This is a genomic window from Bacteroides propionicifaciens DSM 19291 = JCM 14649, assembly GCF_000375405.1.
Taxonomy (GTDB): Bacteria; Bacteroidota; Bacteroidia; order Bacteroidales; family Bacteroidaceae; genus Bacteroides_E; species Bacteroides_E propionicifaciens.
This window is the reverse complement of sequence record NZ_AQWS01000033.1, coordinates 23,037-30,068: the sequence shown is the minus strand read 5'-3', so window position 1 is coordinate 30,068 and position 7,032 is coordinate 23,037. Positions and strand designations below refer to the sequence as shown.

Annotated in this window: 9 protein-coding genes; all 9 read left to right on the top strand. The window is 36.7% G+C overall.

Annotated features, from left to right (window positions below; genetic code table 11):
• Positions 1-470: 470 nt before the first annotated feature.
• The 9 genes from B091_RS0109825 to B091_RS0109785 are packed head-to-tail and all read left to right on the top strand — an operon-like array spanning position 471 to position 7,020.
• Entirely contained in the window at positions 471-830 is a 360-nt protein-coding gene (locus tag B091_RS0109825; RefSeq protein WP_018109831.1) for a hypothetical protein, read from the top strand.
• Complete coding sequence (locus tag B091_RS0109820; protein WP_018109830.1) at positions 827-2,530, top strand: terminase TerL endonuclease subunit; 1,704 nt, start codon at positions 827-829, stop codon at positions 2,528-2,530. The genes B091_RS0109825 and B091_RS0109820 overlap by 4 nt, the downstream gene beginning before the upstream one ends.
• On the top strand, positions 2,527-3,786 hold the full coding sequence (locus B091_RS12090; protein ID WP_018109829.1) for a phage portal protein: 1,260 nt from the start codon (positions 2,527-2,529) through the stop codon (positions 3,784-3,786). Before B091_RS0109820 ends, B091_RS12090 begins: the two co-directional genes overlap by 4 nt.
• Before the next feature lie 12 nt (positions 3,787-3,798).
• The gene (locus tag B091_RS0109810; RefSeq protein ID WP_018109828.1) at positions 3,799-4,419 is read left to right on the top strand and encodes an HK97 family phage prohead protease; all 621 of its coding nucleotides are present in this window, start codon (positions 3,799-3,801) and stop codon (positions 4,417-4,419) included.
• A complete protein-coding gene (locus B091_RS12085) occupies positions 4,416-5,564 on the top strand; it encodes a phage major capsid protein (protein WP_018109827.1) in 1,149 nt (382 codons plus the stop codon). Before B091_RS0109810 ends, B091_RS12085 begins: the two co-directional genes overlap by 4 nt.
• Before the next feature lie 17 nt (positions 5,565-5,581).
• Positions 5,582-5,884, top strand: coding sequence for a head-tail connector protein (locus tag B091_RS0109800; RefSeq protein ID WP_018109826.1), 303 nt, complete (start codon positions 5,582-5,584; stop codon positions 5,882-5,884).
• Positions 5,884-6,204 carry a phage head completion protein gene (locus B091_RS12080; RefSeq protein WP_018109825.1) on the top strand — a complete coding sequence of 107 codons (321 nt, stop codon included), beginning with the start codon at positions 5,884-5,886 and terminating at the stop codon, positions 6,202-6,204. Before B091_RS0109800 ends, B091_RS12080 begins: the two co-directional genes overlap by 1 nt.
• On the top strand, positions 6,197-6,649 hold the full coding sequence (locus tag B091_RS0109790) for an HK97 gp10 family phage protein (RefSeq protein WP_018109824.1): 453 nt from the start codon (positions 6,197-6,199) through the stop codon (positions 6,647-6,649). The genes B091_RS12080 and B091_RS0109790 overlap by 8 nt, the downstream gene beginning before the upstream one ends.
• Complete coding sequence (locus B091_RS0109785) at positions 6,646-7,020, top strand: DUF3168 domain-containing protein (RefSeq protein WP_018109823.1); 375 nt, start codon at positions 6,646-6,648, stop codon at positions 7,018-7,020. Before B091_RS0109790 ends, B091_RS0109785 begins: the two co-directional genes overlap by 4 nt.
• Positions 7,021-7,032 lie beyond the last annotated feature (12 nt).

Genomic DNA, 7,032 nt, shown 5'->3' with positions numbered 1-7,032 from the left:
CCTCGCTTTTGAATGGACTTAAGGAAGTTGTTTAGTTCTTCACCTGTTTTGAACTGTTTAAAGAACTCATCGGGGATTAAATCTTCTGTTTTCATACATGTCTAAGTTTTTTATTATAAAACAACGGCTCAGGTAAAGTTGTTACCCAAGCCCATCATTTTAACTTACACACTTTATGAGAGGGTGTCTACATTTGAAATAGAAGGAGGTTAAAGCCTCCTTTTTTTGTGCTTAATACTATTCATCAAAACGAGTTAGTCATTAGTACTACACCACTTACTCACTCAACCAAAGTAAGCTACTCACTCCATCACTCCAGAAGGGGGGCCTCAATTTTTTGAAGGCCCCCTTCCTTTACTCAAACCCACCCCTGCCAGTCTTTACATTCACGAAGAGAATAAATCTCTGGGGGGTATACTTTTTTACCCCCAAAAACTGCAAATAATGCCATAGAGTAAAGCGTAGAATGGATGGCAAAGAAAATAACAAGTTTAAATACAATCAAAAAGCGATTAAAAAAAGCTTTAGAAGAACAGCATAGTTACAGTGAAGGTTTGGACACCTTGATTGAAACTACGGCTATATCTATACAATCACTTTATGAAATCTCATCTGAGAGGTTATTGATGAGCCAGCCTACTTTGGTTGAAAAATCAAGAGAAGGTAACGAACGCACTGTTGCCAATCCACTCTACAAAATGCAAATCGAATATATCGAACAAGTGAGAAAGCAGCTTCGAGAGTTGAGGCTTACACTTGACTCTGTTACTGGAGTCAATGGTGATGAGCTGGATGATATGTATAAGGAGATCGAATCAATTAAAGAATGACTATAGATAAAGAAGAACTTAAGGCACTAAAGAAAAAGGTATCTCAGGACCTTAAAGAAATAGATGTTTTGTCCTACAATTTACGAAAGACGGATAAGCGATTGGATATCTATGTTCTTGAAGTAATCAACAATCCTGAAGGTCATAATCTATATGAACAACTCTCTGTACTGCGTTTTTTCTCTTTCCTTGACAAGTATGAATTCCGATCAGTTGAAGTAAAGAAGTTTACTATTTTTTATGAGAAGCTAAAATTTCAGGGTACAAAAGGGCTGACTTATTATAAGCTAACTCCAGTACAACTATTTCAGTTTGCGAATATATTTGGTTTCTATCGAGCAGATGGGAAAAGACTAACTAGAGATGCTCTTTTATTTGTTCCAAGAAAGTTTTCTAAAACTACCTCCGTCGCTGCTGTAGCAATTTACGACTTGCTATTTGGAGACAAACAGGCACAAGCTTATGTCGCTGCAAACAGTTATAAACAGGCTCAAATATGTTTCAAGGTAATTAAAGGCATTCTTAAAGCACATGACAGACGCTTAAAGCACTTTAAAATAAATAGAGAGATTGTTAATAACCTTCGAAAAGGTAGGCCATCTTTTGTAGAGTGTTTGGCTTCAGCTCCTGATAAATTAGATGGACTCAACGCATCAACAGTAATAGTTGATGAATACTCTCAAGCAGATAGTGCAGCATTAAAGAACGTTCTTACCTCATCAATGGGAGCTAGAGAAAACCCTTTAACCATAACGATTACAACAGCTGCAGAAAAGCTAAACACACCTTGTATAGAAATGATTGATGCATATAAAAGTATTCTTAGAGGTGAAATTGATAATGATTCTATTTTCGCTCACATTTTTGAACCAGATGTAGATGATGCTGAAGATGATCCTTTAACATGGAGAAAGGTGCAACCACATTTTGGGATAACAGTTCAAAGTGATTTTTATGAAGCTGAATATAAAAAAGCATTACTGACAAGTGCTGATATGTTGACCTTTAGAACAAAAATGTTAAACATATTCGTCCAAAATACGGCTCAGGTATGGTTTACCCAAGATGAAATTCAAGCATTGGCACGAAACATCACAATTGATAATATTGACAATAAATACCCTTGCATGGTATCAGTTGACCTTTCTGTCTTTGACGACTTTAGTACAGTCACATATACAATATATAACGAAGATACCAGGACCTTCTTCTCGCACAACGAATTTTATTTACCCGAAGAAACGATCTATAACCACACTAATAAGGAACTCTACCAAAAATGGGTTGATGAGGGCCATTTGATTGCTATACCAGGAAACGTAATCGATTATAAATTGATTGCCAATGACATTATGAGACGTGGAGCAAATCTGAAAATATTGAAAATAGGTTATGATCCCTATAAGGCTGCTGAATTTGTAAACACAATTATAGCATTGGGTGGTAAAGACAATATAGAACCAGTTAAGCAAACGTACGGAGCATTTACTAGTCCCGTTGAGTCAATCGAATATGCGATAAAAACCGAAAGTATCACATTTAACAACAACCCTATAATCTGGTATTGTTTCGGCAATGCTATGATCGACGAAGATAGGCTTGGCAATCGAAAGCCTATCAAAAAAACAGCAAACGATAAGATCGATTGCACTATTACAAATACAATGAACTTTCACCTATTTAATAATTACGAGAGATGAATAAAAAATGGTATCAATTCTGGAAACGAAGTGCAGATACTGAAGATATCCCTCACGCAGGGCAAACAGTATCCGAGTTTGGAATCTTTGATAGTAATATGGAGATAAGCAATCCAACACTAGCCATGAAGCTGGCTACTGTCTATCGTTGCTTAGAGATACTTTCAGGCAGTATAGCAAGTTTACCACTCCAGTACAAAGTAAAAAGTGAAGGAGTGTTTCAAGCGATTGAAGACCCCGTATTGAGCTACTTACTTCAAATCAAAGCCAATGATAGGCAGTCTAGTTATGACATGTGGAAAAATGCAGTCATTCAAATGCGAATGTTCGGTAATGCTTATATCTATCCTCGATATGTTGGTACTGATTTGTGCGAACTCATCTTGATTAATAAGTATGCTTGCACCTATGATCAATTGAGCAATACCTACGAAATAAATGACTCTATTAATCATGTACACGGCAACTTTGAAGCTGATGAAATTATTCATTTACGCAATATGTCTTTAGATGGTGGGTACATAGGCCAAAGCACTATAAGTGCAGCTGCACGTACATTAGGAATAACAGCGAATGCAGATAGTCGATCATTAGATTCTTTCAAAAAAGGTAATACGCTGTATGGATTATTATCAGGTAATGGAGAAGCAGGAACTAAAGGCTTTGGTGAGCTTCAAACCGAACAACTAAACTCAATTAATAGTAGAGTTACGAAAGAAATAAATAGCGGTAAAAAGATAATATCAATACCTGGTCAAGCCTCATTTCATCAACTATCCATGTCTGCTACTGACCTACAATTATTAGATACAAGAAAGTTTGGAGTCCTTGAGATATGTCGTTTTTTCGGAGTGCACCCTGATAAAGTATTTGCAGGCCAAAGCCAAAACTACAAAGCCAGTGCGATGAGTAATGAGATGTTTCTCACCGACACGTTGCACCCTTTATTAAAGCATATTGAAAGTGAACTCAATGCAAAGCTTATTCCTAGAGAGTTAGCTTTTAAGCACAAGGTAGAATATAATGTTGAGTCTCTTCTTACCACATCATTAGATCAAGAAGCATCATATATCGAGAAAACGATACAAAACGGAGTTTACACACCCAATCATTGGCGCGCTCGCAAAGGTCAATTACCAGTAGAAGGGGGTGATGATGTGATGATGTCTATGAATCTAGCCCCACTAAATTCCGATAAATTCAGGAGCTCTTCAAAAAGTTTACCCCCAAAAACAGGCAATAATGCTAATAAGTAAAAGGACTTAACTATGAGCAAAGAAATAAGAAGCTTTTCCGAAGAAAGAGCAATGCCACAAGTAGTAGATACTGAAAGTAGAACCATTGAAGGTTATGCCGTGGTATTTGAAAAAGAAAGTCGTGTTTTATTCGACAAGTCTAAGAAACGATTTTTTGTAGAAGTAATCAAGCGTGGAGCTGTAACCAATGAAGACCTAAAAGGCTGGGATATTAAGGCTTTGGCTGAACATGACTCATCAAGACTATTAGCACGTAGTGTGAATGGCAAAGGCTCATTAACACTATCAGTTGATGATTATGGTGTGAAATACAGATTTGAAGCCCCTCATACAGCTGATGGTGATACCGTGCTAGAATTAGTAAAAAGAGGAGACCTATTTGGTAGTTCATTTGCCTATATCGCACTTGATAGAAATATTAAATATGAGCGTAAAGCAGATGGTACACTACACAGAGAGGTTGCCAAAATACTACGAATGTTTGATATTTCGATAGTTAGTGATCCTGCTTTCTTTGGTACGGATGTACAAGCTAGAAGCCTTGAAAGTTATTTTGAGGATGAGGCTCCAGATGAAAACTTTAAACGAGATAAAGAAGAATTACAAAGTTTAATTAAACCAATAATTGTATGACTAGAAAAGAAAAAATCAAAATGAGAGATCGTCTTAAAGTTATTAATGCTCGTTTCGCAGAAATGGACATACTAATAACTAAAGACAAGCGTTCTTTAACTGAAGAAGAAAACAAGGAGAAGGACGATCTAAAAAATGAAAAGCAATCAATTGAACTTAGATTGTTGCAAGATTCGATTTCTGTACCTGGTGAAGAAAACACAACACTCACCAATGCCAGAGCATTTGATGAAATCGTTAATGGTATTGCTAAAAGAAATGTTCCTGAAGAGTATCGTCACATGGTCAATGAAGATATGAATATCGAACTGCGTGCTGGTGAAGTTCAAAATAGTGGCTCTGTTGGGGCCATAACTCCACTAAATATTGGAACAATTATCGAACCTCTTGAAAAAGGTTTAATCCTAGGAAAAGTGGGTGTAAAGATGCAATATGGAATGTCAGGAAGTTGGCAATTTCCGATTGTGGCTGGAGTAGTAGCAAGTATCGTTGGTGAAGATGTAGCTATTAGTGATAGCAAGATAAACATCGATAAAATCACACCTTCTCCAAAACGTGTGTCTCTGAAAATTCCAGTAACCTATCAAGCCGAAAATAGAAGTGCAGGAATCATAATGCCTATTGTTGTAAATCAAATGGTCATGGGTGTAACACGAACACTCAACTCTTGGATGTTTAGTCAAACTAAACAAGCTGGCACAGAGGGTGGCTGTTTTGTTGAGCCCAAAACAGAACTAACAGCAACAGGTAATGCTTGGAAAGATGCTTTAGCACTGAAGGGTCAAGTTATGTCGACAGGTATTGTCTTTGATGATACAGCCGCTTATGTGTGTTCGGCTACTAAGTATGCTGAATTGGAATCAACACCTCGCGATGCTGGCTCTGGACTAATGGTTATTGAGAATGGAAAGATCAACGGATACCCTGTATTTATGACTGAGTTCATAGGTGATGGCGTTCTTGGGTTTGGTGTATTCTCGTATATGCTTGTTGGCCAATTTGGAACAATGCGTTTTGTTGTTGATCCATTTACACAAGCTGATAAAGACCGTATTGTATTTACACTGAATACTGAGTTCGATATGCTCCCACTACGTAAAGAAGCATTCGGTATTTTGAAAGATAAAGCCCCTGCAGGCGAATAAGTAAAGAATAAAAAGATATGGCTAGATATACCAAAGTAGAAGATTTACAGAAGCACCTTGAAATAGATTATTTAGAAGTTGGTGATGAAAAGCAGCTGCAAATGTTGCTTGATGCGAGTGAAAGTAGAATTGAAAAGGAGCTGAACCAGCCCTTGGATGTTTTTCTAAATGATGAAGGTCTTCTTGATTCTGCTTTGGTAGCAGCCATATTGATTTTTGCAGGTACGCTTTATGCTAATCGTGAAGCCGTGGCCTATACCAATGTACAGCCAGTACCTTATACCCTACACTTTTTACTCCAACCTTTTAAAAAATACTAATGAGAGCAGGATTACTAAGAGAAACGATTCATATATACACACCACAAGTAGTTATAAATGAAACTGGTGAAAAGTTTAGAGATTACGTAGAATCTTACAAGATCAAAGCTTTTAGAAAGAAGCTATCAGCTTCAGTTGGTAAAGGTATAAATGCAAGTGAAGAGTTTATTGGCAATACGCTAGTTTTCCAGACTCGTAAATATTCCTTCTTAAATGAAGATATCCGTATTAAGTATCATGACAAGTTTTACAAAGTGATCCTTTTGGATATTCAGCTAGACAATTCTTATTTGATAACATGCTCCTACATCAATGGATAATATGATTAAAGTAAAACCAATCAATAAAGATGAGATAGCATACCTAGTTCGAAGTTTAGAAAACTTGGAAAAGGATAAGGCTATCAAAGGTGGGTTGAGTGCAGCAGGTAAAGTACTTGCTACTAGAGGTAGAAGTAGGTTGCGAAAAAGGATGAAGAGTGGAAGCCGTGGAGTCACTGGGAATTTACTGAAGAGTTTAATAGTTAGGGTTAAAAAGAAAAAGCCTGGTGTTTTAATAGGCTTTAAATCTAGTGGTCCTCATGCTCATTTAGTTGACAGAGGAACAAAAGAGAGGTATTGGAAAACCAAGAGTAAAAAATCAGTCGGTCTAGTTAAGCCTAATCGGTTTTGGAGTGATACGGAAGCTATGGACTATCCAGCAGCCATTGATAAACTATATATCGGAATAGAGCGAGCAGTTGACAAAATAAGCAATAGAAGATGAGCGCAGAAAGTAAATTTAAAGTTACAACTAGAATCAGAACAGCACTGCTGAAAAGTCCCGAAATATCAAAGAATATCAGTGGTGTATTTCCTATTGTAGCACCTAAAAATACAGTTGGTGACTTTATTATCTATCAAAGAGATCAGTATTCTAAAGAATACACCAAGATGGGCATTTATAAGGAGCAATGTCGTGTGTACATAACTGCGATATCAGAGTCTTATGATAAATCTCAAGAGTTAGCTTATCAAATAAATGAATGCCTGGAAGGTGTTCACCATGATCTCAATATGAGTATTAAACTCATTGACTCTACAGAAGATTTTGAGGATGCCAAATACATCCAAACATTATTATTTGAAGTTGAATAAATAAAATTAAAA

Excerpts from the sequence above, each read along its gene's own strand:
- B091_RS12080 (WP_018109825.1), top strand. The coding sequence starts at position 5,884 with ATGAGAGCAGGATTACTAAGAGAAACGATTCATATATACACACCACAA.
- B091_RS0109800 (WP_018109826.1), top strand. The coding sequence starts at position 5,582 with ATGGCTAGATATACCAAAGTAGAAGATTTACAGAAGCACCTTGAAATA.
- B091_RS0109790 (WP_018109824.1), top strand. The coding sequence starts at position 6,197 with ATGGATAATATGATTAAAGTAAAACCAATCAATAAAGATGAGATAGCA.
- B091_RS0109785 (WP_018109823.1), top strand. The coding sequence starts at position 6,646 with ATGAGCGCAGAAAGTAAATTTAAAGTTACAACTAGAATCAGAACAGCA.
- B091_RS0109820 (WP_018109830.1), top strand. The coding sequence starts at position 827 with ATGACTATAGATAAAGAAGAACTTAAGGCACTAAAGAAAAAGGTATCT.
- B091_RS12090 (WP_018109829.1), top strand. The coding sequence starts at position 2,527 with ATGAATAAAAAATGGTATCAATTCTGGAAACGAAGTGCAGATACTGAA.
- B091_RS12085 (WP_018109827.1), top strand. The coding sequence starts at position 4,416 with ATGACTAGAAAAGAAAAAATCAAAATGAGAGATCGTCTTAAAGTTATT.
- B091_RS0109810 (WP_018109828.1), top strand. The coding sequence starts at position 3,799 with ATGAGCAAAGAAATAAGAAGCTTTTCCGAAGAAAGAGCAATGCCACAA.
- B091_RS0109825 (WP_018109831.1), top strand. The coding sequence starts at position 471 with ATGGCAAAGAAAATAACAAGTTTAAATACAATCAAAAAGCGATTAAAA.